The sequence below is a fragment of the Ramlibacter tataouinensis genome, assembly GCF_001580455.1.
Classification (GTDB): domain Bacteria; phylum Pseudomonadota; class Gammaproteobacteria; order Burkholderiales; family Burkholderiaceae_C; genus Ramlibacter; species Ramlibacter tataouinensis_B.
The window spans coordinates 4,804,318-4,829,719 of record NZ_CP010951.1; the positions used below are offsets into that span (position 1 = coordinate 4,804,318).

Consider the following 25,402-nt stretch of genomic DNA (forward strand, 5'->3'; position numbering starts at 1 on the left):
CGGCTGCGCTTTGCGCCTTGATGGCGCCCGTTTCCTGGGTCACGCGAGTCCTCCCATAGCGTTAACAAGCCCTACACCGGATCATGCCGAAATTGCGGCATGCCGTCTGCCGCCTCTGGGACAGACGGACCCCGCCTACGCCGCCGCAGCGACCGCGTAGTGGGCCAGGTACCAATCGACGAAGCGCGCGATCCCCTCGCGCAGCGGCGTCGTGCGCATCGGGCCGATCCACTCCGCCAGGCGCGTGCAGCGCGCCGCCGTCGCCGGCATGTCCCCCGGCTGCATGGGCAGCAGCCGGTGCCGAGTTTGCCGGTCCAGCGCCGCTTCCAGCGCCTGGACGACTTCCAGCAGGGGTACGGGGTGCCCGCCGGCCACATTGAACACGCGGTAAGGCGCATCGCTTTCGGTCGGGTCCGGGTAGCTTGGATCGAAGCGCGCGGACGCCGTGGCCGGCTTGTCCAGCAGCCTGGCCAGCGCATCCGCGACGTCGTCCACATAGGTGAAATCGCGCACCATCCGGCCTTCGTTGTAGAGCTCCAGCGCCTGCCGTTCCAGGATGGCGCGCATGAAGCGGAACATGGCCATGTCAGGGCGGCCCCAGGGGCCGTACACCGTGAAAAGTCGCGCGCCCGTCGTCGGCAGCCCGAACATGTGGCTGTACGCATGGGCCATGAGTTCGTTGGCCCGCTTGGTCGCCGCATGAAGGCTGATCGGATGGTCGGCGATCTGCTCTTCGCTGAAAGGCAGGTTGGCATTGGCGCCGTACACGCTGGAACTGCTGGCGTACAGGAGGTGGCTGACCTCGTGCAGGCGGCAGCATTCGAGCACGTTGACGAAGCCCTGCAGGTTCGACTGGGCGCTGCCCTGCGGGTCGGCGGCCGACTGCCGCATGCCGACCTGGCCGGCCAGATGGATGACGCGCTGCGGCAGTTCGCGATCGAACAGCGCGCACAGCGTCGCGGCGTCTTCGACGGCCGCCATCGAGAACCGGAAGCCCTGCCGCGCCTGCAGGCGCGCCAGCCGGGCCAGCTTGAGCGAGGGATCGTAGTACGCGTTGAGGTTGTCAATGCCGACCACCTGCTCGCCGCGCGCGAGCAGGAGCGATGCGACGTGCATGCCGATGAAGCCGGCCGCACCCGTGATCAGGATCTTCAATGTGCAACCTGCTGGCGCGGTCCGGAGGGGCCGCCATGACACCGCAGGCCTGTGCTTCCCAGACTAGCGAGTCGCTCGCGCGGGCCTTGGGTCGAAACGTCTCTCGGGTAACCGGAGGTGACAGCCGTTGCCGGTGCCTTTCACGGCCGGTCGTCGTCGCGCAGCCGGGAGCGCACAACGATGAGCACCACGCCGGCCGCCACCGCCAAGGCGCCCAGCACGCCGAGGGACCAGCCGGCGATCACATGGACTTCGCCGGACACGATGCCGAGGATCAGCGCCACCAGGCCACCATAGATGGCGGCCCAGGCCAGCCGGTCGATCCAGCCTGCGGCAGACATCAGAAGGACTCTTCCGGCACCTCGGCACAGGTCGGATCGCGCGAGGCCACCACGCCCAGCCAGGCGCCGATCTTGGGCAACTCATAGCGCTGGAAGTAGCGCGCGCAGGCCAGGCGGCCCACCTGCGCCGGCTCCTTCGCGCCCTGCGGCACAGCCAAGGCCACGTCCAGCCAGGTCCACGCGATCACCACATGCCCGAAGGCCTGCATGTAGGGCACGGCATTGGCGAGCGCCTCGCGGGCATCGCCACTGGCCCAGGCCGAGCGGGTCGCCGCCACCACCTGCTGCAGGGCCGCGGCCAGCGCCTGGGCGTGCTCGGCCAGGTCCTCGCGCTGCGCCGCGCGCGCGATCGTCGCGTCGATGCGCTGCATGAGCAGCGCCAGCCCGCGCCCGTCTTCCATCAGCACCTTGCGCCCAAGCAGGTCGGCCGCCTGGATGCCGTGTGTGCCCTCGTGGATCATGTTCAGTCGCTGGTCGCGCCAGTACTGCTCGACCGGGAAGTCGCGCGTGTAGCCGTAGCCGCCGTGGATCTGGATCGCCAGCGAATTGGATTCGAGGCAGACCTCGCTGGGCCAGCTCTTGGCGATCGGCGTGAGCACCTCCAGCAGCAGCCGCGCCTCGTCGGCGGCCTCCGGGGTGCCGGTGTGCTGTTCGTCCACCAGTTGCGCGCAATACAGCAGCAGCGCCAGCGCGCCCTCGCAGTAGGCCTTCTGCGCCAGCAGCATGCGCTTGATGTCGGCGTGCTCGATGATGCGCACCTGCGGCCGCGCGGCGTCCTTGCCCGCCGGACCGACAGGACGGCCCTGCGGCCGGTTCTTCGCGTAGTCGAGCGAGGCGTAGTAGCCCGCCAGGCCCAGCGAAGCCGCCGCCATGCCTATGCCGATGCGCGCCTCGTTCATCATGTGGAACATGCAGCGCAGGCCCTCGCCGGGGCGGCCCACCAAGTAGCCGATGGCGCCGGCCCCGCGGCCGTCCAGGCCGCCGCCCTGCTGAGCGCGCACGGGGTACTTGCCTTCGCCGAAATTGAGCAGCGTGTTGGTCGTGCCGCGCCAGCCGAGCTTGTGGTTCAGGCCCGCCAGGGCCACGTCGTTGCGCTCGCCGGTCAGCTGGCCCTCGGCATCCACCAGCTTCTTGGGCACGATGAACAGCGAGATGCCGCGGGTGCCGGGCACCAGCTTGCCGTCGGGCCCGGGGATCTTGGCGAGCACCAGGTGGATGATGTTCTCGGACAGCTCATGCTCGCCGGCGGAGATCCACATCTTGTTGCCGCGCAGGCGGTAGCGCGGGCCCAGCGCATCGCTTTCGAAGTCCGCGCCGTCGGGCGTGGCCCGGGTCGCCACATCCGACAGCGAGGAGCCGGCCTGCGGCTCCGACAGTGCCATGGTGCCGGAGAAGCGCCCGCTGAATTCGTGGCGGGCGAACGCCGCCTTCTGCGCCTCGGTGCCGTGCACCATCAGCAGGTTGGCATTTCCCTTGGTGAGCATGCCGCTGCCGATGCTGACCGAGGCGGTGGCGAAGAAGGTCCCCGCGGCGGCTTCGACGGTGAAGGGCAGCTGCATGCCGCCCTCCTCGTAGTCCTGCGCCGCGCCCAGCAGGCCCGAGGCCACGTAGGCCTCGTGGGCCTCGTGCGTCGCGCGCGGCAGGATCACCCTCTCGCCATCGAAGCGCGGCTCTTCGGTGTCCACCAGGCGATTGAACGGCGCGTACCTCTCCCGCGCGATGCGCTCGCAGGTGTCGAACACCGCGTCGAAGGTCTCGCGCGAATGCTCGGCGAAGCGCGTGCGCTCATTCAGGCGATCGGCGTGCAGCCAGTCGTACAGCAGGAAGTCGAGGGTTTGGCGAAGGGACATTGGATTTCTTCATCAAAAAGGCAAGAAGGGCGCCGGGGCCGCAGAGCAGCATTGCTTGCCCCTGCGATCCCCTACGCCCTCTTGCCTTTGGAGTGAGTGCCTTTTAGAGAACTTCAAACACCCCGGCGGCACCCATGCCGCCGCCGATGCACATGGTCACCACCACCCGCTTCGCGCCGCGGCGCTTGCCCTCGATCAGCGCATGGCCGGTCAGGCGCTGGCCGGACACGCCATACGGGTGGCCAACGGCAATCGCGCCGCCGTCCACGTTGAGGCGGTCGGCCGGGATGCCCAGCTTGTCACGGCAGTACAGCACTTGCACCGCGAAGGCTTCGTTCAGCTCCCACAGGTCGATGTCGCTCACCTTCAGGCCCAGGCGCTTGAGCACCTTGGGCACGGCGAACACCGGGCCGATGCCCATCTCATCGGGCTCGCAACCGGCGACGGCGAATCCCAGGAAGCGGCCGATCGGCTTGAGGTTGTTGCGGCTGGCGTACTCCTCGCTCACGACCACACAGGCGCCAGCGCCATCGGAAAACTGGCTGGCGTTGCCAGCGGTGATCACGCCGCCGGGCAGCGCCGGGCGGATGCCGCTGATGGCTTCCTTGGTCGTGCCTTCGCGCAGGCCCTCGTCCTTGCTGACGGTCACCTCCTTGGTGATCAGGCCCATGACCGCGTCGGCGACGCCGGCCTTGACGGTGATCGGCGCGATCTCGTCGGTGAACCTGCCGGCCGCCTGGGCGGCACAGGCCTTCTGCTGGCTGGCCGCGCCGTACTCGTCCTGGGCATCCTTGCTGATGTTGTAGCGCTTGGCCACCTGCTCGGCGGTCTGCAGCATGCTCCAGTAGACCTCGGGCTTCTTCTTGTCCAGGTCGAGGTCGCGCAGCATGTGCATGTTCATTTCCTGCTGCACGCAGGAGATGCTTTCCACGCCGCCCGCCACGTAGACCTCGCCCTCGCCCGCGATGATGCGCTGCGAAGCCATGGCGATGGTCTGCAGGCCGGAGGAGCAGAAGCGGTTGACGGTGGCGCCCGACACGGTCACCGGCAGGTCGGCCATCAGCGCGATCTGGCGCGCGATGTTGGACCCGGTGGCGCCCTCGGGATTGGCGCAGCCCATGAGCACGTCTTCCACCGCGTCGCCCGGCACGCCGGCGCGCTGCAGCGCGTGCTTGACGGCATGGCCGCCCAGCGTGGCGCCGTGGGTCATGTTGAAGGCGCCCTTCCAGCTCTTGGTGAGCGGCGTGCGGGCGGTCGAAACGATTACTGCGTTCGTCATCTCAGTTCCTTCTCGATTCAGTTGAACGTCTTGCCTTCGGCCGCCAGGCGCGCCAGCAGGGGCGCCGGTTCCCAGAACTTGGCGTCGTCGCGCGGGTTCTTCTGGAAGCGCTTCATGGCCTGGACCACGTTGAACAGGCCGACCTGGTCGGCATACAGCATGGGGCCGCCGCGATGCATGGGGAAGCCGTAGCCGGTGATGTAGACCATGTCGATGTCGCTGGCGCGCGCGGCGATGCCTTCCTCGAGGATGTGCGCGGCCTCGTTGACCAGCGAGAACACCAGGCGTTGCACGATCTCCTCGTCGGAGATCTTGCGCGGCGTGATGCCCAGGGACTTGCGGTGCTCGGAGACCATGTCCTCCACCAGCTTGGACGGAATCGCGTCGCGCTTGCCTTCCTTGTAGTCGTACCAGCCGGCGCCGGTCTTCTGGCCGAAGCGGCCCAGCTCGCACAGCTTGTCGGCGGTCTTGCTGTACTTCATCTCGGCGCGCTCGGTGGCGCGGCGCTTGCGGATCGCCCAGCCGATATCGTTGCCGGCCAGGTCACCCATGCGGAACGGGCCCATGGCGAAGCCGAACTTCTCGATCGCCTTGTCGACCTGCTGCGGCGTTGCGCCCTCGTCCAGCAGGAAGCCGGCCTGGCGGCTGTACTGCTCGATCATGCGGTTGCCGATGAAGCCGTCGCACACGCCGGAGACGACCGCGGTCTTCTTGATCTTCTTGGCGGCGGTCATCACCGTCGCCATCACGTCCTTGGCGGTCTTCTCGCCACGCACCACTTCCAGCAGCTTCATGACGTTGGCCGGGCTGAAGAAGTGCAGGCCCACCACGTCCTGCGGCCGCTTGGTGAATGAAGCGATCTTGTTGACGTCCAGCGTCGAGGTGTTGGAGGCCAGGATGGCGCCGGGCTTCATCACCCCGTCCAGCGCTTCGAACACCTTCTGCTTGACGCCGATCTCCTCGAACACGGCCTCGATCACCATGTCGGCGTCCTTGAGCTCCTTGTAGTCCAGCGTGGTCTTGAGCAGGCCCATGCGCTGGTCGTACTTGTCCTGCTTGAGCTTGCCCTTCTTGACCTGGGATTCGTAGTTCTTGCGGATGATGCCGATGCCGCGGTCCAGCGCGTCCTGCTTCATCTCGAGGATGGTCACCGGGATGCCGGCGTTCAGGAAGTTCATGGAGATGCCGCCGCCCATGGTGCCGGCGCCGATCACGGCCACGCTCTTGATCTCGCGCTTGGGCGTGTCCTCGGGCACGTCGGGAATCTTCGACGCGGCGCGCTCGGCCATGAACAGGTGGCGCAGCGCGCGCGATTCCGGCGTGAGCATGAGGTTGGCGAAGAGCTCGCGCTCGAAGCTCATGCCCTCATCGAACTTCTTCTTCGTCGCGGCTTCCACCGCGTCCACGCATTTGGCCGGCGCCGGAAAGTTCTTGGCCATGCCCTTGACCATGTTGCGCGCGAACTGGAAGTAGGCGTCACCCTGCGGATGCTTGCAGGGCAGGTTGCGCACCAGGGGCAGCGGGCGGGCGTCGGCCACCGAGCGCGCATAGGCGACGGCCTCCTCGAGCAGCGACGCATCGGAAGCGGCCATCTTGTCGAACAGCTTCTGGCCCGGCAGCTGCGCCAGCATCTCGCTCTTGACCGGCTCGCCGCTGACGATCATGTTCAACGCGACTTCCACGCCCAGCACGCGCGGCAGGCGCTGCGTGCCGCCGGCGCCGGGAATCAGGCCCAGCTTCACTTCGGGCAGCGCCACGCTGGCGCCGGGGGCGCCGACGCGGTAGTGGCAACCCAGGGCCAGTTCCAGGCCGCCGCCCATGACGACGGAATGCAAGGCCGCCACCACCGGCTTGGACGAGTTCTCCACCGCGGAGATGACGGAGAGCAGGTTCGGCTCCGCGATCGCCTTGGGCGAGCCGAACTCCTTGATGTCGGCGCCGCCGGAGAACGCCTTGCCCGCGCCGGTGATCACGATCGCCTTGACGGCCGCATCCGCATTGGCCTTGTCCAGGCCCTGCGCGATCGCCACACGCGTCGCATACCCGAGGCCGTTGACCGGCGGGTTGTTCATCGTGATCACGGCGACGTCGCCATGAACCTTGTATTCAGCGGACATGCTGGAGACTCCTGATGGAAAAAAAGAACGGTCGTTCGCAAAACGTGGATTGTAGGTCCTGCCGGGCCCGGCATTCGCAGCGGCGCTGTCCCTGCCGGGACAGCGGGACGCGGATCACCCGCCAACGCAAAGGGCGCAGCGGGCCCGCAAGGACCTGCTGGAGTGTCCTCTACGTTCGTCTGCGCCCTCTGTGACTCTGCGGTGCGGCCCGCGCTAAACCTCCAGCCACTCCTTGCGAATATAGGCATCCGCGCGCAGGCTGTCCGGGGTTCCTTGAAACACGATGCTGCCATGGCCCATGACCAGGGCCCGGTCGGAGATCGCCATCGCGATCGTCAACTTCTGCTCGATCAGCAGCACGGACACGCCGCGCTGCTTGAGCTTCTGCAGGTACTGGCCGACCAGCTCGACAATCTTGGGCGCCAGGCCCTCGGTCGGCTCATCGATGATGATGAGGTCGGGATCGCCCATGAGGGTGCGGCACAGCGTGAGCATCTGCTGCTCGCCGCCGGACAGCACGCCCGCCTCGGTGTGCTGCCGCTCCTTCAGGCGCGGGAACATCTCGTACATGTCGTCGAAGGACCAGCGCCCGGTCTGATTGGCGCGCTTCTGGCCGAGCATCAGGTTCTGGTGCACCGTGAGCTTGGGGAAGATGTCGCGGTTCTCCGGCACGTAGCCGATGCCCAGGTGCGCAATCTCGTAAGGCTTGCGGCCCAGCGTCGGCTGCCCTTTCCAGTCCACCGCGCCGGTGCATTCGACCATGCCCATGATGGCCTTCGCGGTGGTGGACCGCCCCGAGCCGTTGCGTCCCAGCAGCGCGACGATCTCGCCTTCGCCCACTTCGAAGTTCACCCCGTGCAGCACGTGGCTCTTGCCGTAGAAGGCGTGCAGGTTTTCGACTTTCAGCATTTCTTCAACCTCACCGCCTAATGCGCCCCGACCTGCGCGTCCGCCACGTGCGAGCCGAGGTAGGCTTCCTGCACCTTGCGGTTGGCGCGCACCTTTTCCGGCGTGTCGAAGGCGATGACCTCGCCATACACCACCACCGCGATCTTGTCGGCCAGGCCGAACACCACGCCCATGTCGTGTTCCACCGTCAGCAGCGTCTTGCCGACGGTCACTTCCTTGATCAACTCGATGAAACGCCTGGTTTCGCTCTTGCTCATGCCGGCCGTTGGCTCGTCCAGCAGGATCACGTTGGCGCCGCCCGCGATGGTGATGCCGATCTCCAGCGCGCGCTGCTCCGCGTAGGTGAGGTTGACCGCCAGCACGTCGCGCTTCCTGTGCAGGTGGATCCTCTCCATCAACTGCTCTGCGCGCTCGTTGGCGTCATCCAGGTCGGCCAGGAACTTCAGGAAGGTGTACTTGTAGCCCAGGCTCCAGAGCACGCCGCAGCGCAGGTTCTCGAACACCGACAACTTGGGGAAGATGTTGGTGATCTGGAAGCTGCGCGACAGCCCCATCCGGTTGATCTCGAACGGCCGCTTGCCGTCGATGCGCTGGCCGTTGAGCAGCACTTCGCCGCTGGTGGGCTCGAAGCGTCCGCTGATCAGGTTGAACAGCGTGGACTTGCCGGCGCCGTTCGGGCCGATCACGGCCACGCGCTCGCCTTGCGCCACGGCCAGGTTGGCACCCCGGATGATTTCGGTCTTGCCGAAGCTCTTGCGCAGGTCCTTGAGTTCGAGGGCATACGTCATGCAAGTGCCTCCCGCCGTTTCACTTCTTTTTCGATGAATTCCTGGATCTCGCCCCATTGGTGGGCGAAATGGCGGCGTGCCAGTTCGAACAGGCCCAGGCCGGTCAGCATGATGAAGGCGCAGCCGAACCAGCTGTTCGCGCTGTACGCATTGAGCTTGACGCCCAGGAAGGTGAGCTCCGGCCCGAGCGCCGCATTGAGCTTGAGGTGGTAGACCATCTCGATCATGCCGGCCGCGCCCAGCAGCACGAGGAACGCGGTCACGGCCAGGCCCAGATAGCCCACATACAACTCGCGCAGCCGCCCGAACGCCGCCACACGCAGGTTCATCATGATCAGGCTGGCGAAGCCGCCGGGCGCGTACATCACCATGAACAGGAAGACCAGGCCCAGGTACAGCAGCCAGGCCTTGGTCAGTTCGGACAGCAGCACAAAGGCCAGCACCATCAGGATGCCGCCGATGATTGGCCCGAAGAAGAAGGTGGCGCCGCCCAGGAAGGTGAACAGCAGGTAGGCGCCGGAGCGCGGCCCGCTCACCACCTCGGAGGTGACGATCTCGAAGTTGAGCGCCCCCAGGCCGCCCGCGATGCCGGCGAAGAAGGCGGAGATGATGAACGCGAGGTAGCGCACCTTCTGGGTGTCGTAGCCGACGAACTCCACCCGCTCGGGGTTGTCGCGCACGGCATTGAGCATGCGGCCCAGCGGCGTGCGCGTGAACGCGAACATCAGCGCCGTGCACACGAAGGTGTAGACCGCGATCAGGTAGTACAGCTGGATCTGCGGGCCGAAGGTGATGCTCAGGGGCTTGGGCCCGGCCACCCGGTTGCCCGAGACGCCGCCTTCGCCGCCGAAGAACTCCGGGAACATCAGCGACGAAGCCCAGATCAATTCGCCGATACCCAAGGTGATCATGGCGAAGGTCGTGCCCGCTTTCTTGGTACTGACGTAGCCGAAGACGACGGCAATCAGAGACGCCGACACACCGCCCACGATCGGGATCAGGCTGACCGGAATCGGCAGCGTGCCCTTGGACAGCAGGTTGAGCGTGTGGATCGCCAGAAAGGATCCCATGCCGCTGTAGACGGCATGGCCGAAGCTGAGCATCCCGCCCTGCCCCAGCAGCATGTTGTAGGACAGGCAGACGATGATCGCGATGCCCATCTGGCTGAGCATGGTCTGCGACAGGCCGCTCTTGAAAACCAGCGGCGCCACCAGCAGGATCAGCGCGAACAGGCTCCAGACCACCCAGCGGCCGACGTTGTAGGGCTTGAATTCGTAGTGCGTCATTGGCTCAGCCCTCCCGCGTTCCGAGCAGGCCCTTCGGCCGGAAAATCAGCATCAGCACCAGGAACATGTAGGGCAGGATGGGCGCGATCTGGCTGATCTTGAGCCGCCACAGGGGATAGCCGAAGCTCTCGGGCGTGATGTCCAGGCCGACCGTCTGCGCCGCGCCCATCAGCGAGGCATCCACGCCGACGGCGAAGGTCTGGATGATGCCGATCAGCAGCGAGGCGATGAAGGCGCCGACCAGCGATCCCATGCCGCCGACGACGACGACCACGAAGATGACGGAGCCCACCAGTGTTGCCATGCCCGGTTCGGTCACGAAGAAGTTGCCGCCGATCACCCCGGCCAGGCCCGCCAGCGCACAGCCGCCGCCGAACACCAGCATGAACACGCGCGGCACGTTGTGGCCCAGCGCCTCCACGGTTTCCGGGTGCGTGAGCGCCGCCTGGATCACCAGTCCGATGCGGGTGCGGGTGAGCAGCAGCCAGATCGACAGCAGCATCACCATGGCCACCAGCATCATGAAGCCGCGGTACTTCGGGAAGTTGGTGCCGCCCACGGTGAACAGCGGCCCCACCAGCGCCTCCGGCACCCGGTAGTCGACCGAACTCGTCCCCCAGACCAGCTGCACCATCTCGAGGATGATGAAGGACAGCCCGAAGGTGATCAGCAGCTCGGGCACATGGCCGAACTTGTGCACCCGGCGCAGCGCGTACTTCTCGAACACCGCGCCGATCACGCCCACCAGCAGCGGCGCCACCAGCAGCGCCGGCCAGTAGCCCACCAGTTGCGCGGTGGTGAAGGCGAAGTAGGCGCCGAGCATGTAGAAGCTGGCGTGCGCGAAATTGAGCACGCCCATCATGCTGAAGATCAGCGTGAGGCCCGAGCTGAGCATGAACAGCAGCAGCCCGTAGCTGATGCCGTTGAGCATCGAGACGGTAAAGAACTCCATAAGTACTAGTGTCCTGTCCCCCAAATATGTGGCATTTCGTTCGGATGCCTGCGGGGATGATCGGTGGGTGGCCAGAGGGGGGCAAGACTGGGCGTCTTGATCCCCTCTGGGCGCACGCCGAGGGCCCCGCAGGCGCCGAACCCTTCGGGCTGCGCCGTATCGGGGCGCATACCGCGTTGCGGCCACGGGTCAAGCCGCCCAGGCTTGACCCGCACCCGCGCCTTGCCTGCGCCCCGATACGGCGCAGCGAAATGCCACATATTTGGGGGACAGGACACTACTGGAAGCTGGGCCATCGACATGCAAGGTGAAAAAAAGCCGGGGAAGAGGCTCCCCGGCTTTGCGTGCAAGCTGCTCCTTAACCGGCGGCCGCGGGCCGCTTCATCTGGCACGACGTCGGCGTGCTGGACACATAGGGTTCCAGCTGCTTGATCGGCACGAAGGTGTAGCCGGTGTTCTCGACGTTGTAGTTGTTCTTGGCGTCCATCTTCTGCCACTTGGTGATGAACATCGTCTGTTGCAACTGGTGGTCGGAGCCGCGCATCTTCACGTCGCCGGCGAAGCTCTTGAACTCCAGGTCTTCCATCGCCCGTGCGACCTTCACCGGATCGGTGGACTTGGCCTTGGCCATGCCGGCGGCCAGCATGTTGATGCCGTTGTAGGTGGCGAAGGTATAGAAGTCGTCGTTGAAGCGCTTCTTGTACTCGTCGCCGATCTGGCGGATCTCGCCGCCGAAGTTGGAGTGGTTGTAGGCCACGCCATAGACCTCGAGGTCCTTGCCGGCGGCCAGCGCGGTGGGCGTGCCGCTCACGCCGGCGTAGTAGGCGTACAGCGGGGTCTTCATGCCGGCGTCGATCATGGCCTTGACCAGCAGGGTCATGTCCTGGCCCCAGTTGCCGGTGACGATGGTGTCGGCGCCGGCCTGCTTGATCTTGGCGACGTAGGGCGCGAAGTCCTTCACCTGGCCGAGCGGGTGGAGGTCTTCACCCACGATCTGCACATCCGGACGCTTGCGCTTCATCGCGTCCTTGAAGTACTTGGCTACCTGCTGGCCGTGCGCGTAGTTCTGGTTGATCAGGTAGACCTTCTTGATATTGGGCTGGTCCTTCATGAAGGAGGTCAGCGCCTCCATCTTCATGGAGGTGTCCGCATCCAGGCGGAAATGCCAGAAGCTGCAGCCCGGCGCGCCGTCCTTCTCGGGCGCGTTGGTCAGCGCCGGATCGACCGCGGCGTAGTTCAGGTACACGATCTCCTTGCCGGGGTTGCGGTCGTTGTACTTGTTGACGGCATCCAGGATGGCCCAGGCCGCGCCGGAACCGTTGCCCTGGGTCACATAGCGGAAGCCCTGGTCGATCGCGGCCTTGAGCGTGTTCAGGCTCTCCTGCGGCGTGCCCTTATTGTCGAAGCCGACCACCTCGAACTTGACGCCGGCGGGGTTCTTGGCATTGAGCTTCTCGGCCACCATCTGCCAGCTGCGCAGCTGGTTCTGGCCCACATTCGCGAAAGGTCCGGACAGCGGGTCCATGAAGGCGATCTTCACGGTCTCGCCCTTCTGTGCCAGCGCCACGCCCGATGCCGCGGCCAAGGCCGACAGGGCAATCACTTTCCATGCGAATTTCATGTGTTTGTCTCCTTGTGAATCGACAGGCGCAGCGTACAAGTTTTGTGCACTGCAACCGTCAGGGAATGCCCGTAAAGGTTGCGTTTTCTATCGCCGATGTGACAAGCCGCTGGGCCGCCGCTTTCAGGTGCCGGGCAGCTTGTAGTCCTTCAGCAACTCGCGCAGCCGCGTCTTGAGCATCTTGCCGGTCGCGCCCAGCGGTATCGCATCGACGAACACCACGTCGTCGGGGATCTGCCACTTGGCCGTCTTGCCCTCGTAGAACCTGAGCAACTCTTCTTTCGCCAGTTCCGCGCCGGGCTTCTTGACCACCACCACGATCGGCCGCTCGTCCCATTTCGGGTGCCTCATGCCGATGCAGGCCGCCATCGCCACCGCCGGGTGCGCGACGGCGATGTTCTCGACGTCGATCGAACTGATCCATTCGCCGCCGGACTTGATCACGTCCTTGCTGCGGTCGGTGATCTGCATGAAGCCATCGGCGTCTATCGTGGCCACGTCGCCGGTGGGGAACCAGCCGTCGACCAGCGGATCGCCGCCTTCGCCCTTGAAGTACTCGCGGATGACCCAGGGTCCTTTCACGTACAGATCACCCGGCGTGCTGCCATCCCACGGCAGTTCCTCGCCTTCGGCCCCAACGATCTTCATGTCGAGCGCGAAGATGGCCCGCCCCTGCTTTAGCCGCAGCTTCATCTGCTCGCCGGCAGGCAGTTCCAGGTGCTTGTTCTTCAGCGTGCACAGGGTGCCCAGCGGGCTCATCTCGGTCATGCCCCAGGCGTGAAGCACGTCGACGCCGTAGTCCTCGCGGAAGGCATTGATCATGGCCGGCGGGCAGGCCGAGCCGCCGATCACCGTACGCTTGAGCGCGGAGAACCGCAGGCCGTTGGGCTTCATGTGGCCCAACAGCATTTGCCACACCGTGGGCACGCCGGCAGCAAGAGTGACGTGTTCGTCCTCGATCAGCTCGTAGACCGACTTGCCGTCCAGCGCCGGCCCCGGAAACACCACCTTGCAGCCGGTGAGCGCGGCTGAATAAGGTAGCCCCCACGCGTTAACGTGGAACATCGGCACGACGGGAAGCACGCTGTCGCGCGCCGACAGGTTCATGACGTCGGGCAGCGCCGCCGCATAGGCATGCAGCACGGTGGAGCGGTGGCTATAAAGCGCCCCCTTGGGGTTGCCCGTGGTGCCGCTGGTGTAGCACATGCTGGAGGCGGAATTCTCGTCGAAGCTCGGCCAGTCGTAGCTGGTGGATTGGCCGCCGATCCAGTCTTCGTAGGCCACCAGGTTGGGAATGCCGCTGTCCGCGGGCAGGCGGTCGGCGGCGCACAGGGCGACGAACTTCCGGATCGAGGGCGCCTTGGCGTGGACCGCCTGCGCCAGCGGCAGGAACGTGAGGTCGAAGCACAGGACCTGGTCTTCAGCGTGGTTGGCGATCCAGGCGATCTGCTCCGGGTGCAGCCGGGGGTTGATGGTGTGCAGCACGCGGCCCGAGCCGCTGACGCCGAAATACAACTCCAGATGGCGGTAGCCGTTCCAGGCCAGCGTGGCCACGCGGTCGGACAACTGCAGCTTCATGACGTCCAGGGCATGGGCCACTTGCTTGGCCCGCGCCGCGGCATCGCGCCAGGTGTAGCGGTGGATGTCGCCTTCGACCCGCCTGGAAACGATCTCCCCATCGCCGTGGTGACGCTGCGCGAATTCGATCAGCGAGGAAATAAGAAGGGGCTGGTTCTGCATCAGGCCAAGCATGGAGTCTCCTTTTATGGTTTCTAGGAAGCGACAAGGCGGATGGTAAGCCGCTGAGCGTGCGGTACGGCAACACCTGTCGCCGCGCGGACACTTCCTCATGCCACCGAGTACTTGCGTGCGGCGCGGGAAAGGTTTGGAATGTGGATCATGGCTGAGGTTGCGACCCATTCGAGCGCCTGGGTACGGGGCGTTCTCAGCCTGTTCGCCACGCAGGGCGCCGAGACGGCCTGGCTGCTGCACGAGGCCGGCATCGATCCGGCGCGCCTCGCAGCCGCGCACGGGCGCTTCGCCATCGAGGACGTCGACCGCCTGTGGACGCTCGCGCTGGCGCGCACCGGCCAGGCCACCCTGGGGCTGGACCGGCCCCTGGCCCGCCGGCACATCTACTTCGATTTGGCGGTGCGGGCCATGTGGTCCAGCCGCGACCTGGATTCCGCGCTGGCGGTCTTGTCGCAGTACCTGGCGCTGATCCACGATGCCGCCGCCTTCAGGATGGTGCCCGAGCGCGGCGGCCACTGGTTGGTTTTCGACGATGCTGGCGCCGGTCCCAGCCCGCGCCAGCGCATCGAATTCATGATGCTGGCGCTGCATCTGCTGTGCCAGCACGTCACCCGCCACCGGGTCCGCCTGCTGGCCGCCGACTTCGTGTTCCCGGAGCCGGCGGACCTGCACCCGTACCGGATGGCGTTCCACTGTCCTTTGCGGTTTGGCCAGGCGGCCAACCGCCTCCTGGTGGGCAAGGAGGACCTGGCCTTGCCGGTGGCCGGGCAAGGCGAATCGCTGTTCGCGGTACAGGATCGCGTCATCGAGGACCGGCTCGCCCGCCTGGCAGGCGCGCGCACCACTTACCGTGCGAGCGAAGAGATCGTGCGCCGCCTGCACCTGGGCGAACCGCGGCGCGCGGACCTGGCCCGCAGCCTGGGCCTGACCGACCGCGCACTGGCGAGCACGCTGCGCGCCGAGGGCCACACCTTCGAGCAACTGCTCGATGACGTGCGCAAGGACCTGGCCGCGCAGTACCTGGGCCTGCCCGGTTACGAAACGGCTCAGGTGGCGAACCTGCTCGGCTGGGAAACGGCCGCGCAACTCGCCGGAGCCTGCAAGCGCTGGTTCGGCGCCGGCACGGACGAACTCCCTCGCAGCATGGCCGCACGCGGCAAGTCCCTGCGCTGAATAGCGGCCGGCATCCCGGGCATGGCTTCCCCGACGGCGGACGAACCGGCACGCCGGCTTGTGCCTGAGCTTCTTGGCCCTGCCCGCCCCATGTTTTCGCCCTTGCGCGGACAATCCGGTGATGACCGCCGTTCTCGACGCTCCGGCACTGGACATCGCTGCCGCCTGGCCCAACAGCTTGGCCGCGCTGGGCCCGGCCTTCTACACCGAGCTGGCCCCCACGCCCTTGCCCGACCCCTACCTGGTCGGCATCAATCCGTCCCTGGCCGCGGCGCTCGGCCTGGACGCACAGCGGCTGGCCTCGCGCGCGGGCGTCGAGGCCTTCACCGGCAACGCGCCGGTCGCGGGTTCGCGGCCGCTGGCCAGCGTCTACAGCGGCCACCAGTTCGGCGTGTGGGCCGGCCAGCTCGGCGACGGCCGCGCCATCCTGCTTGGCGAAATCGAGAGCCCGGCCGGTCCGCATGAACTCCAGCTCAAGGGCTGCGGGCGCACGCCCTACTCGCGCATGGGCGACGGCCGCGCCGTGCTGCGCTCCAGCATCCGCGAATTCCTGGGCTCCGAGGCCATGCACGGGCTCGGCATCCCGACCACGCGCGCGCTGATCGTCACCGGCTCCGATGCGCCCGTGCGCCGCGAGGAGATCGAGACCTCGGCGGTCGTGACGCGGGTGTCGCCCTCGTTCATCCGCTTCGGCCATTTCGAGCATTTCTCCGCCCGCGGCCAGATCGACGAGCTGCGGCGGCTGGCTGACTATGTGGTCGACCGGTTCTATCCGGAGTGCCGCGGCACGCCGAAGTTCGCCGGCAACCCGTATGCGGCCCTGCTCGAACAGGCGAGCGAGCGCACCGCGGCCATGGTGGCGCAGTGGCAGGCGGTGGGCTTTTGCCACGGCGTGATGAACACCGACAACATGAGCATCCTGGCGCTGACCATCGACTACGGGCCGTTCCAGTTCCTCGACGCCTTCGATCCCGGCCACATTTGCAACCACAGCGACGACGCCGGCCGCTACGCTTACAACCGCCAGCCCCAGGTCGCCTACTGGAACCTGTTCTGCCTCGGCCAGGCCCTGCTGCCCCTGATCGGCGACCAGGAACTCGCGCTGGCGGCGCTGGAGTCGTACAAGACCGTGTTCCCGCGGGAACTGCAGGCGCGCATGGGCGCCAAGCTGGGACTGGCCGATGCGCGCGAGGGCGACCGCGAGCTGCTGGAGGCCACGCTCAAGCTGCTGGCGGCCGATCGCGTGGACTACACGATCTTCTGGCGCCGCCTGACCCGCCATGTCGCCGGCGACAGCAGCGAGGCGGTGCGTGACCTTTTCCTCGATCGGGAAGGTTTTGACCGCTGGCTGGCGCGCTACCAAGAACGCCTGGGCGCCGGGACGGCCGAAGCTGCGCAGCGCATGCGACAGGTGAACCCGAAATACGTGCTGCGCAACCACCTGTGCGAGATCGCCATCCGGCAGGCGAAACTGAAGGATTTTTCGGAGGTCGAAACGCTGCTGGCCCTCATGCAGTCCCCGTTCGAGGAGCATCCCGCGCACGAGGACAAGGCCGGCATCCCGCCCGACTGGGCGCAACACATCGAAATCAGCTGCTCGTCATGACCTACAAAATCGAGAAGACCGAAGACGAATGGAAGGCCCTGCTCGCGAGCAAGGGGGCGGAACCCGGCGCCTTCCAGATCACGCGGCACGCCGCGACCGAGCGCCCGTTCACCGGCAAGTACGAAGCGGTGTGGGACGACGGCAGTTACCATTGCATCTGTTGCGGCGCCAAGCTGTTCGACTCCGACACCAAATTCGACGCCGGCTGCGGCTGGCCCAGTTTCGACAAGGCCGTGCCCGGGGCGATCAAGGATATCCGCGACACCAGCCACGGCATGGTCCGCACCGAGACCGTGTGCGCCGAATGCGGCGCGCACCTGGGCCATGTGTTCGAGGATGGCCCGACCGACACCGGACTGCGCTACTGCATGAATTCGGCTTCGCTCGATTTCCATGCCGGCAAAAAATAACTCGCCCTCTCATGAAGCTACTGCTCGACTTTTTCCCGATCATCCTGTTCTTCGCGGCCTTCAAGATCGCGGGCATCTACGTCGCCACCGGCGTGGCCATCGCCGCCACCATCGTCCAGATCGCCTGGATACGGCACAGCACCGGCAAGGTCGAACCCATGCAGTGGGTCAGCCTGGCCGTGATCTTGCTGTTCGGCGGCGCGACCATCGCCCTGCAGAACGAAACCTTCATCAAGTGGAAACCCACGGTGCTGTACTGGCTGATGGGCGGCACCTTGGCCGCCGGCCAGCTGGTTTTCCGCAAGAACCTGCTGAAGTCGCTGATGGGCTCGCAGCTCGAACTGCCCGACAACGCCTGGCGCGTCACCAACTGGAGCTGGATCACCTTCTTCGCGGTGATGGGCGTGTTGAACCTGTGGGTCGCCTTCAACTTTGACACCGACACCTGGGTCAACTTCAAGCTGTTCGGCGGCATGGGCCTGATGATCCTGTTCGTCCTGGGCCAGGCCGTCTATCTCGGCCGCTACATGAAGACCGAAGAAATCCACAAGCCCTGAAGGTCTAGGGCCTGTTAACGCTATGGGAGGGCTCGCGTGACCCAGGAAACGGGCGCCATCAAGGCGCAAAGCACAGCCGGGGTGGGGCCCCGGCGAGCATTTGCAACGCCGAGGGCGCCCGTTTCCTGGGTCACCCTTCGGGCCGGTGGCTGGCAGGCCGCATGGCGTCGTTGCGGCCTCGTTGTGTGCACGAGCACACGGCCTCGGCCGCGCCTAGCCCTGCAGCCTGCCAGCCACCGGCGCGAGCCCTCGCATAGTGTTAACAGGCCCTAAAGGAGCGCCATGGCCACCGGCATCACCGCCGACGCGCTGCGCGCGCGGCTCGAGGAAGTCCTCGCCCCCACCCGGCTTGAAGTGCTGGACGAAAGCTGGCAGCATGAAGGCCATGCAGGTGCCGATGGCACCGGCTTCGGCACCCACTTCCGGGTCCGCATCGCTTCGCCGCAGTTCACCGGCCGCTCGCGGGTGGCCCAGCATCGCCTTGTGTATGATGCGCTGCAAGATTTCGTCGACCGCGGGCTGCACGCCCTGGCGATTGAAACCCTCTGATACCTTTCCAGTGACCCCCTAGGGACCTCCCATGAAGCACCTTCTCCTGTCCGCGGCCGCGGCAGCCGTGTTCGCCCTTGCCCTGCCCGCCGCCGCCCAGAACGTCGCGATCGTCAACGGCAAGCCCGTTCCCAAGTCCCGCGTCGACGTGCTGGCTTCGCAGATCGCGCGCACCGGCCGGCCGGTCAGCCCGGAGATGCAGACCCAGCTGAAGGAAGAAGTGGTCCTGCGCGAGATCTTCATGCAGGAAGCGCAGCAGCGCGGCCTGGACGGTTCCGACGACTTCAAGAACCAGATGGAGCTGGCCCGCCAGACCATCCTGATCAAGGAGCTGTTCACCGACTACCAGAAGAAGAACCCGGTGACGGACGCCGAAATCCAGGCCGAGTACGACAAGTTCGCCGCGGCCTCCGGTGGCAAGGAATACCGCACGCGCCACATCCTGGTCGAGGAAGAGGCCCAGGCCAAGAAGATCATCGCCGACCTGAAGAAGGGCGCGAAGTTCGACGACCTGGCGAAGAAGCAGTCCAAGGATCCCGGCTCCGCGCAAAAGGGCGGCGACCTGGACTGGGCCACCCCCTCCAGCTTCGTGCCCGAGTTCGCGCAGGCCATGGTCAAGTTGAACAAGGGCCAGGTGACGCAGGAGCCGGTCAAGAGCAACTTCGGCTGGCACGTGATCCGCGTGGACGAAATCCGCGAGGCGCAGCTGCCCAAGCTCGAGGAAGTCAAGCCGCAGATCGCGCAGCAGCTGCAGCAGCAGAAGCTGGCGAAGTTCCAGGAAGACCTGCGCGCCAAGGCCAAGGTCGAATAAGCGGATTCCTAGTCGAGAAAAACGCGGCCCCCGGGCCGCGTTTTCCGTTGGGAAACGCGACCCCCGAGCCGCGTTTTTCATTTCTTGCCGGTGATCGCGGCGACGGCGCTCAGGAGGCCGATCATCACTGGCTGGTGCACCATGTACCAGCTCAGGCTCCAGCGGCCCATCCAGGCCAGTGGCGCGGTCGCCTGCGGCAGCGGCCGCGCCACCCAGTGGCGCCTGTTCGCAATCAGCCATAGCCCGGCCGCCATGCCCCACCACATCACCCCCAGCCAGGGCAGCAGCGGCACGTAGTCCTCGGTGACCGGCTTGCGGCTGACCAGGCCCAGCCAGTTCCAGATGCGGCCGTTCAGGAAATCGAGCGCGGGCCACTGCGCGTGGGCCAGTTCCGCCACCGGCTTGGCAGCGATCGCCAGCGCGCCGGCCAGCCACAGCCAACGGCCCCAGTTCGACGAGCCGCGCACCACGATCAACATCAGCGCGATGCCGTGCAGCACCCCGAAGTAGATGAAGCTGTGCGGGAACATCCAGTAGGAGCCCAGGGTGACCAGCAGCGCGCAGCCCGCGACCTGCAGCCAACGCCGCCGGAAGCGCGCCCAGGACTGCGCCTGCGCCACGGCCACCGCCTGGCCGAGGCCGGCGCAGAACAGGAACAGGCTGACGATGGCCGTGCGCTGCCCGGTCCAGAAGGGATCGCGGTAGAAGTCCTGCCGGATCCAGCCGAAGTAGTTCAGGTCGAAGCAGAAGTGGAACGCCGTCATCCAGACGATGGCGGCGCCGCGCAGGGCGTCGATGCTGTCGTAGCGCTGGCCGGGCATGGGACTAGTTTAGGGCTGGGCCCACCTCGAGCCGGCCCGCCACCGGAGGGATGGACCGGGAGACTTCAGGCCGGCTGCTTGCCGTAGCAGCCCCGGTACGCATGCCAGCTCGCGTGCCCCAGCCAGGGCGCGACCACCAGCAGCCCAGCCGACCACGGCAACAGCATCGCCGCCAGCAGGAGCAGCACGATCAGCATCGCCCACAGCAGCATCGGCCCCGGATGGGTGACGACGGTGCGAATGCTGCTGATGCCGGCGCTGATCGCGTCGGTGTCGCGATCGAGGATCATCGGAATCGACACCACGCAAGTGGCATACACGAGCGTGGCGAACACACCGCCCACGGCCGTGTACAGGGCGACGAACTGCCAGTTGCGGGGATCGAACAGCGCCTGCACCACGCTGGCGGTCGCCGGCATGCCGGTGTTGAAGAACACCGCGAAGATCACCAGCGCCGCCCGCCCCCACAACAGTTCCAGCAGCAGCAGCACCAGCACCAGCAGGCCCATGCTGCCCATGTGGCGGTCCCAGCAGGTCAGCGATGCGCCCAGGTCCTGCGGCTCGCCCGCCTCGTGCCGCCGGCTCGATTCGTACAGGCCCATGGCCAGGAATGGCCCGACCAGGAAACAGCCCGACACGAAGGACATGGTGTACTCGGGCTTGTTGCGGAAGATGGCCGCCAGCACCACGGCCATCAACCAGAAGCACAGGCCATAGAAGATGCCGGTGCCGGGTGCCGCGCGCAGGTCGCGGGCGCCGGCGGCGAGCCATTGGAACGGGGCGCCCCAGGCGACCGGCAGCAATGGCGGCAGGAAGCTCGCTCGCTGTGGAGGCTGGGTCTGTTCCGGCTGTGTCATGGACGCATTGAACGTCCTCAGCCGCCGCTTGCCTCTCGGTGCGAACCCGTTAACCCACTGTCCGCGTGGGAGATCAGCGCCCCGGTTCCTATCCGGACTTCTTCCTCACCGATTCAAACGGGTCCAGGTCATCGAACTGGCTGGATTTCGCGTTCCGGTCCTGGATGCGCGCGGACTGCGGCAAATCGCCCATCTGGCTGTCCAGTTCCATCATGGAGCTTTCCCAGGCGCTCCAGTCCGCCTCGGTGTTGCCTTCAGTGACCTCGCCCACGGGCGGCGGCTCCAAAGGGGCGGGGCGCGCGGCACGGGCCGGACGGGACTGGGGAGCGGGCCGGGTGGGCGCACGGCCCGCGGGCGGCGACTTCTTGAAGAAGCTGAACATGGGCAACTCCTCTCCGCATCGACGTGACTCCGTCCCAGCACTGCTGAGGCTGGGGCGTTGAGGCGCGATTGAACCTGCTTGCGCCGCCGCGGTCAAGCGCCGGGGCTCACCCGACCCACTTGCGCGCGTTGCGCCACAGGCGCATCCAGGGGCTGAACTCGCTGCGCTCGCCCGAGGTCCAGCTCATCTGGATGTTGCGGAACACCCGCTCCGGGTGCGGCATCATGGCCGTGAAGCGCCCATCGGCGGTGGTCACGGCCGTCAGGCCCGCTGGGCTGCCGTTCGGATTGAACGGGTACAGCTCGGTGGCGCGGCCGAGGTTGTCGGTGAAGCGCGCGGCGGCGATCACCTTGCTGCGGTCGCCGCGGCGGGAGAAGTTCGCATAGCCCTCGCCGTGCGCCACCGCGATCGGCAGCCGGCTGCCGGCCATGCCGGTGAAGAACAGGCTGGGCGACTCCAGCACCTCCACCATCGACAGCCGCGCCTCGTAGCGCTCGCTGCGGTTGGTGGTGAAGCGCGGCCAGGCCTGCGCGCCCGGGATGATGTCCGCCAGTTCCGCCAGCATCTGGCAGCCATTGCACACGCCCAAGGCGAAGGTGTCCGGCCGGCCGAAGAAGCCGCGGAACTGCGCCGCCAGCGGTTCGTTGAACATGATGCTGCGCGCCCAGCCGATGCCTGCACCCAGCGTGTCGCCGTAGCTGAAGCCGCCGCAGGCCACGAAGCCCTGGAAGTCGGCCAGCCTGGCGCGGCCCGACTGCAGGTCGGTCATGTGGACGTCGAAGGCGTCGAAGCCGGCCTCGGTGAAGGTGTAGGCCATCTCGACGTGCGAGTTGACGCCCTGCTCGCGCAGGATCGCCACCTTGGGCCGCGAGAGATTCAGGAACGGCGCCGCCACGTCCTGCGTCGGGTCGAACGACAGCGACACATGCAGGCCGGGGTCGGCCGGATCGCCCGCGGCCGCGTGCTCGCTGTCCGCGCCCGCCGGGTTGTCCCGCTCGCGGCAGATCTTCCAGCTCACGTTGTCCCAGACCTGCTGCAGGTCCGACAGCTTGGCCGAAAACACCGCCTTGGTGTCGCGCCAGACCTGCAGCTCGCCCTTGCCAAGGTCGATCTCGCTGGAGGCCGGCCGGGTCTTGCCGACGAAATGGCTGTACTTCGACAGGCCATGCTGGCGCAGCACCTTCATCACCTCGTCGCGCGTTGCGGTCGGCACCTGCAGGACGACGCCGAGCTCCTCATTGAACAGCGCCTTGAGCGTGAGCTCTTCGCGTCGCGCGCTGACCTGCGAGGCCCAATTCTTGGCGTCGCCGTACTCGGCACGGCTGTCGCCGATGCCGTCGCCCTCGGTCACCAGCAGGTCCACGTTGAGCGACACGCCGACCTGGCCGGCGAACGCCATCTCGCAGGCGGCGGCGAACAGGCCGCCATCGCTGCGGTCGTGATAGGCCAGGACATGGCCCTGCGCGCGCAGCGCGTTCACGGCCTGCACCAGGCGCACCAGGTCCTGCGGATCGTCGAGATCCGGCACCGCGTCGCCCATCTGGCCGAGCGCTTGCGCGAGCACGCTGCCCGCCATCCGGTGGCGGCCCTTGCCCAGGTCGACGAGCACCAGCGTGGTGTCGCCCTCGGCCGCCAGTTGCGGCGTCAGCGTGCCGCGCACGTCGGCCAGCGTGGCGAAGGCCGACACGATCAGGCTGACGGGCGACGTCACCTTCTTCGTCCCGCCGGCGGCGCTCCATTGGGTGCGCATCGACAGGCTGTCCTTGCCGACCGGAATCGAGATGCCCAGCGCCGGGCACAGTTCCATGCCGACGGCGCGCACGGTCTCGTACAGGGCCGCGTCCTCGCCCGGCTCGCCGCAGGCCGCCATCCAGTTGGCCGACAGCTTCACGCGCGACAGGTCGATCGGCGCCGCCAGCAGGTTGGTGATCGCCTCGGCGACCGCCATGCGGCCCGAGGCCGGCGCATCGACGGCGGCCAGCGGCGTGCGCTCGCCCATGCTCATGGCCTCGCCGGCGAAGCCCTTGTAGTCGGCCAGCGTGACGGCGCAATCGGCCACCGGCACCTGCCAGGGGCCCACCATCTGGTCGCGGTGCGTGAGGCCTCCCACGGTGCGGTCGCCGATGGTGATGAGGAAGCGCTTGGAGGCCACAGTCGGGTGGCTCAGCACCTTGATGGCGGCCTCCTGCAGGTTGAGGCCGGTGAAGTCGAGCGGCGCGAACTGGCGCTGCACGGATTGCACGTCGCGGTGCATCTTCGGCGGCTTGCCGAGGAGCACGTTCATGGGCATGTCGACGGGTTGACTCCCTCCCCCGCCGGGGGAGGGTTGGGGTGGGGGCGCTAGCGCTTTGACCGAAGCGCCCCCATCCCTGCCTTCCCCCGGAGGGGGAAGGGGCAAGTCCACATTGCCGACGACCAGTTGTCTTTCCTCGGTCGCCACCCCCACCACCGCGAACGGGCAGCGCTCGCGCTCACAGAAGGCGCGGAACTGGTCCAGTGACTCGGGGGCGATCGCCAGCACGTAGCGCTCCTGGCTTTCGTTGCACCAGATTTCCTTGGGCGCCAGGCCGCTTTCTTCCAGCGGGACCCGCCCCAGGTCGAAGCGGGCGCCGCGGCCGGCGTCGTTGGTCAGTTCAGGGAAGGCATTCGACAGGCCGCCGGCGCCGACGTCGTGGATCGCCAGGATCGGGTTGGCGTCGCCCAGCGACCAGCAGTGGTTGATGACCTCCTGCGCGCGCCGCTCGATCTCCGGGTTGCCGCGCTGGACCGAATCGAAATCGAGCTCGGCCACGTTGGTGCCGGTGGCCATCGAGCTGGCAGCGCCGCCGCCCATGCCGATGCGCATGCCAGGGCCGCCGAGCTGGATCAGCAGCGTGCCGGCCGGAAACTCGATCTTCGTCGTGAGGCCGGCGGCAATGTTGCCCAGGCCGCCCGCGATCATGATGGGCTTGTGGTAGCCGCGCATGAGCTCGCCGGCCTGCTGCTCGTACTCGCGGAAGTAGCCGAGCAGGTTGGGCCGCCCGAACTCGTTGTTGAAGGCCGCGCCGCCCAGCGGGCCTTCGATCATGATCTGCAGGGGACTGGCGATATGCCCGGGCTTGCCTTCCGCCAGGTCCGACCAGCCGCCCCACAGCTTGGACACCGTGAAGCCGGTCAGGCCCGCCTTCGGCCGGGACCCGCGACCGGTCGCGCCCTCGTCGCGGATCTCGCCGCCGGCGCCGGTGGAGGCGCCCGGAAAGGGCGAGATCGCCGTCGGGTGGTTGTGCGTCTCCACCTTCATCAGCACATGGTGCAGCGCCTCCTGCTTGCGGTACAGCGGCGCATCGGGCGCGGCCATGAAGCGCTCGATGGGCGAGCCCTCCATGACCGAGGCGTTGTCCGAGTACGCGACCACGGTGTGCTGCGGGCTCACCTGGTGCGTGTTGCGGATCATCGAGAACATGCTGCGCTCCTGCGGCACGCCGTCGATGGTGAACGATGCGTTGAAGATCTTGTGGCGGCAATGCTCGCTGTTGGCCTGGGCGAACATCATCAGCTCCACGTCGGTCGGGTTGCGCCCCAACCGCTTGAAGGCGTCGACCAGGTAGTCGATTTCGTCCTGGGCCAGCGCCAGGCCGAACTGGGTGTTGGCCTGCTCCAGCGCGGCCCGTCCGCCGCCCAGCACGTCCACGTGCGCCATGGGCGCGGGCGCGAGCTCGGTGAACAGCGCATGGGCCTCTGCGCGCGCGAACATCACGCTTTCGGTCATGCGGTCGTGCAGCACTGTTGCCAGCGCTTGCAGGCGGGCGGGCTCGGGCGTCTTGCCCTTGAGGGTGATGCGGAACTCGGTGATCCGCTCGACGCGCCGCAGGGCCAGGCCGCAGTTGTGGGCGATGTCCGTGGCCTTGGACGCCCACGGCGACACTGTGCCCAGGCGCGGCGTCACCACGACCAGGGCGCCATCGGCCGGCGTGGCGGGGTCGCCGTAGGTCAGCAGCGCGGCCAGGCGCTCCTTTTCGGCCGCCGCCGGCGCGTGGTCGGCTGCGACCAAATGGACGAAACGCGCGGAGATGCCGCGGACCCCGGCATCGATGGCCGCAAGGCGCGGGATCAGTTGCTGGATGCGGAATTCGCTGAGGGCATTGCCGCCCTCGAACTCTGTGATGTGCAAGGTCACTGTGTTGCCTGATGTCGTCGGGGGCGTTCG

At 66.9% G+C, this 25,402-nt stretch carries 21 protein-coding genes; 6 read left to right on the top strand and 15 right to left on the bottom strand.

Features of this window, described 5'->3' with window-relative positions; translation table 11 throughout:
- Window positions 1-135 precede the first annotated feature (135 nt).
- The 11 genes from UC35_RS22390 to UC35_RS22440 all read right to left on the bottom strand — a co-directional run bounded on the left by UC35_RS22390 (window position 136) and on the right by UC35_RS22440 (window position 14,050).
- Window positions 136-1,155, bottom strand: coding sequence for an NAD-dependent epimerase/dehydratase family protein (locus UC35_RS22390; protein ID WP_061503508.1), 1,020 nt, complete (start codon window positions 1,153-1,155; stop codon window positions 136-138).
- Window positions 1,156-1,295: 140 nt separating this feature from the next.
- Window positions 1,296-1,496, bottom strand: a complete 201-nt coding sequence (locus UC35_RS22395; RefSeq protein ID WP_061503509.1) for a hypothetical protein — start codon at window positions 1,494-1,496, stop codon at window positions 1,296-1,298.
- Window positions 1,496-3,346, bottom strand: coding sequence for an acyl-CoA dehydrogenase (locus UC35_RS22400; protein ID WP_061503510.1), 1,851 nt, complete (start codon window positions 3,344-3,346; stop codon window positions 1,496-1,498). The genes UC35_RS22395 and UC35_RS22400 overlap by 1 nt, the downstream gene beginning before the upstream one ends.
- 103 nt (window positions 3,347-3,449) lie before the next feature.
- Entirely contained in the window at window positions 3,450-4,625 is a 1,176-nt protein-coding gene (locus UC35_RS22405; RefSeq protein WP_061503511.1) for an acetyl-CoA C-acyltransferase, read from the bottom strand.
- Between the two features lie 17 nt (window positions 4,626-4,642).
- The gene (locus UC35_RS22410; protein WP_061503512.1) at window positions 4,643-6,742 is read right to left on the bottom strand and encodes a 3-hydroxyacyl-CoA dehydrogenase NAD-binding domain-containing protein; all 2,100 of its coding nucleotides are present in this window, start codon (window positions 6,740-6,742) and stop codon (window positions 4,643-4,645) included.
- Between the two features lie 213 nt (window positions 6,743-6,955).
- Entirely contained in the window at window positions 6,956-7,651 is a 696-nt protein-coding gene (locus UC35_RS22415) for an ABC transporter ATP-binding protein (RefSeq protein WP_061503513.1), read from the bottom strand.
- Window positions 7,652-7,668: 17 nt separating this feature from the next.
- Window positions 7,669-8,439 carry an ABC transporter ATP-binding protein gene (locus UC35_RS22420; RefSeq protein ID WP_061503514.1) on the bottom strand — a complete coding sequence of 257 codons (771 nt, stop codon included), beginning with the start codon at window positions 8,437-8,439 and terminating at the stop codon, window positions 7,669-7,671.
- Window positions 8,436-9,725: a branched-chain amino acid ABC transporter permease gene (locus tag UC35_RS22425; RefSeq protein ID WP_061503515.1), complete on the bottom strand. Its 1,290-nt coding sequence runs from the start codon at window positions 9,723-9,725 to the stop codon at window positions 8,436-8,438. Before UC35_RS22425 ends, UC35_RS22420 begins: the two co-directional genes overlap by 4 nt.
- A gap of 4 nt (window positions 9,726-9,729) precedes the next feature.
- Window positions 9,730-10,677 (bottom strand): branched-chain amino acid ABC transporter permease, encoded by a 948-nt coding sequence (locus tag UC35_RS22430; RefSeq protein WP_061503516.1) that lies wholly within the window; start codon window positions 10,675-10,677, stop codon window positions 9,730-9,732.
- Window positions 10,678-11,035: 358 nt separating this feature from the next.
- Complete coding sequence (locus UC35_RS22435) at window positions 11,036-12,298, bottom strand: branched-chain amino acid ABC transporter substrate-binding protein (protein WP_061503517.1); 1,263 nt, start codon at window positions 12,296-12,298, stop codon at window positions 11,036-11,038.
- 123 nt (window positions 12,299-12,421) lie between these two features.
- Complete coding sequence (locus tag UC35_RS22440; protein WP_061503518.1) at window positions 12,422-14,050, bottom strand: 3-(methylthio)propionyl-CoA ligase; 1,629 nt, start codon at window positions 14,048-14,050, stop codon at window positions 12,422-12,424.
- Between the two features lie 147 nt (window positions 14,051-14,197).
- Here UC35_RS22440 and UC35_RS22445 point away from each other — a divergent pair, with 147 nt between their 5' ends.
- From UC35_RS22445 to UC35_RS22470, 6 genes are all read left to right on the top strand, one after another.
- Complete coding sequence (locus UC35_RS22445; RefSeq protein ID WP_158513953.1) at window positions 14,198-15,223, top strand: AraC family transcriptional regulator; 1,026 nt, start codon at window positions 14,198-14,200, stop codon at window positions 15,221-15,223.
- Window positions 15,224-15,344: 121 nt separating this feature from the next.
- Window positions 15,345-16,829, top strand: coding sequence for a protein adenylyltransferase SelO (locus UC35_RS22450; RefSeq protein WP_061503520.1), 1,485 nt, complete (start codon window positions 15,345-15,347; stop codon window positions 16,827-16,829).
- Window positions 16,826-17,239 carry a peptide-methionine (R)-S-oxide reductase MsrB gene (gene msrB, locus UC35_RS22455; protein ID WP_061503521.1) on the top strand — a complete coding sequence of 138 codons (414 nt, stop codon included), beginning with the start codon at window positions 16,826-16,828 and terminating at the stop codon, window positions 17,237-17,239. The genes UC35_RS22450 and msrB overlap by 4 nt, the downstream gene beginning before the upstream one ends.
- A gap of 11 nt (window positions 17,240-17,250) precedes the next feature.
- Complete coding sequence (locus tag UC35_RS22460; RefSeq protein WP_061503522.1) at window positions 17,251-17,796, top strand: septation protein A; 546 nt, start codon at window positions 17,251-17,253, stop codon at window positions 17,794-17,796.
- Window positions 17,797-18,078: 282 nt separating this feature from the next.
- Entirely contained in the window at window positions 18,079-18,345 is a 267-nt protein-coding gene (locus UC35_RS22465; RefSeq protein WP_061503523.1) for a BolA family protein, read from the top strand.
- Between the two features lie 31 nt (window positions 18,346-18,376).
- Entirely contained in the window at window positions 18,377-19,156 is a 780-nt protein-coding gene (locus tag UC35_RS22470) for a peptidylprolyl isomerase (RefSeq protein ID WP_061503524.1), read from the top strand.
- Window positions 19,157-19,233: 77 nt separating this feature from the next.
- Here UC35_RS22470 and UC35_RS22475 read toward each other — a convergent pair whose 3' ends face one another.
- The 4 genes from UC35_RS22475 to purL all read right to left on the bottom strand — a co-directional run bounded on the left by UC35_RS22475 (window position 19,234) and on the right by purL (window position 25,372).
- Window positions 19,234-19,977, bottom strand: coding sequence for a DUF1624 domain-containing protein (locus tag UC35_RS22475; protein ID WP_061503525.1), 744 nt, complete (start codon window positions 19,975-19,977; stop codon window positions 19,234-19,236).
- 65 nt (window positions 19,978-20,042) lie between these two features.
- On the bottom strand, window positions 20,043-20,834 hold the full coding sequence (locus tag UC35_RS22480; RefSeq protein WP_061503526.1) for a DUF2189 domain-containing protein: 792 nt from the start codon (window positions 20,832-20,834) through the stop codon (window positions 20,043-20,045).
- An 88-nt stretch (window positions 20,835-20,922) separates the two neighbouring features.
- Window positions 20,923-21,216 (bottom strand): hypothetical protein, encoded by a 294-nt coding sequence (locus UC35_RS22485; RefSeq protein WP_061503527.1) that lies wholly within the window; start codon window positions 21,214-21,216, stop codon window positions 20,923-20,925.
- 106 nt (window positions 21,217-21,322) lie between these two features.
- Window positions 21,323-25,372 (bottom strand): phosphoribosylformylglycinamidine synthase, encoded by a 4,050-nt coding sequence (purL, locus tag UC35_RS22490; protein ID WP_061503528.1) that lies wholly within the window; start codon window positions 25,370-25,372, stop codon window positions 21,323-21,325.
- Window positions 25,373-25,402: the final 30 nt, after the last annotated feature.

Excerpts from the sequence above, each read along its gene's own strand:
- UC35_RS22395 (WP_061503509.1), bottom strand. The coding sequence starts at position 1,496 with ATGTCTGCCGCAGGCTGGATCGACCGGCTGGCCTGGGCCGCCATCTAT.
- UC35_RS22400 (WP_061503510.1), bottom strand. The coding sequence starts at position 3,346 with ATGTCCCTTCGCCAAACCCTCGACTTCCTGCTGTACGACTGGCTGCAC.
- UC35_RS22405 (WP_061503511.1), bottom strand. The coding sequence starts at position 4,625 with ATGACGAACGCAGTAATCGTTTCGACCGCCCGCACGCCGCTCACCAAG.
- UC35_RS22410 (WP_061503512.1), bottom strand. The coding sequence starts at position 6,742 with ATGTCCGCTGAATACAAGGTTCATGGCGACGTCGCCGTGATCACGATG.
- UC35_RS22415 (WP_061503513.1), bottom strand. The coding sequence starts at position 7,651 with ATGCTGAAAGTCGAAAACCTGCACGCCTTCTACGGCAAGAGCCACGTG.
- UC35_RS22420 (WP_061503514.1), bottom strand. The coding sequence starts at position 8,439 with ATGACGTATGCCCTCGAACTCAAGGACCTGCGCAAGAGCTTCGGCAAG.
- UC35_RS22425 (WP_061503515.1), bottom strand. The coding sequence starts at position 9,725 with ATGACGCACTACGAATTCAAGCCCTACAACGTCGGCCGCTGGGTGGTC.
- UC35_RS22430 (WP_061503516.1), bottom strand. The coding sequence starts at position 10,677 with ATGGAGTTCTTTACCGTCTCGATGCTCAACGGCATCAGCTACGGGCTG.
- UC35_RS22435 (WP_061503517.1), bottom strand. The coding sequence starts at position 12,298 with ATGAAATTCGCATGGAAAGTGATTGCCCTGTCGGCCTTGGCCGCGGCA.
- UC35_RS22440 (WP_061503518.1), bottom strand. The coding sequence starts at position 14,050 with ATGCTTGGCCTGATGCAGAACCAGCCCCTTCTTATTTCCTCGCTGATC.
- UC35_RS22445 (WP_158513953.1), top strand. The coding sequence starts at position 14,198 with ATGGCTGAGGTTGCGACCCATTCGAGCGCCTGGGTACGGGGCGTTCTC.
- UC35_RS22450 (WP_061503520.1), top strand. The coding sequence starts at position 15,345 with ATGACCGCCGTTCTCGACGCTCCGGCACTGGACATCGCTGCCGCCTGG.
- msrB (WP_061503521.1), top strand. The coding sequence starts at position 16,826 with ATGACCTACAAAATCGAGAAGACCGAAGACGAATGGAAGGCCCTGCTC.
- UC35_RS22460 (WP_061503522.1), top strand. The coding sequence starts at position 17,251 with ATGAAGCTACTGCTCGACTTTTTCCCGATCATCCTGTTCTTCGCGGCC.
- UC35_RS22465 (WP_061503523.1), top strand. The coding sequence starts at position 18,079 with ATGGCCACCGGCATCACCGCCGACGCGCTGCGCGCGCGGCTCGAGGAA.
- UC35_RS22470 (WP_061503524.1), top strand. The coding sequence starts at position 18,377 with ATGAAGCACCTTCTCCTGTCCGCGGCCGCGGCAGCCGTGTTCGCCCTT.
- UC35_RS22475 (WP_061503525.1), bottom strand. The coding sequence starts at position 19,977 with ATGCCCGGCCAGCGCTACGACAGCATCGACGCCCTGCGCGGCGCCGCC.
- UC35_RS22480 (WP_061503526.1), bottom strand. The coding sequence starts at position 20,834 with ATGACACAGCCGGAACAGACCCAGCCTCCACAGCGAGCGAGCTTCCTG.
- UC35_RS22485 (WP_061503527.1), bottom strand. The coding sequence starts at position 21,216 with ATGTTCAGCTTCTTCAAGAAGTCGCCGCCCGCGGGCCGTGCGCCCACC.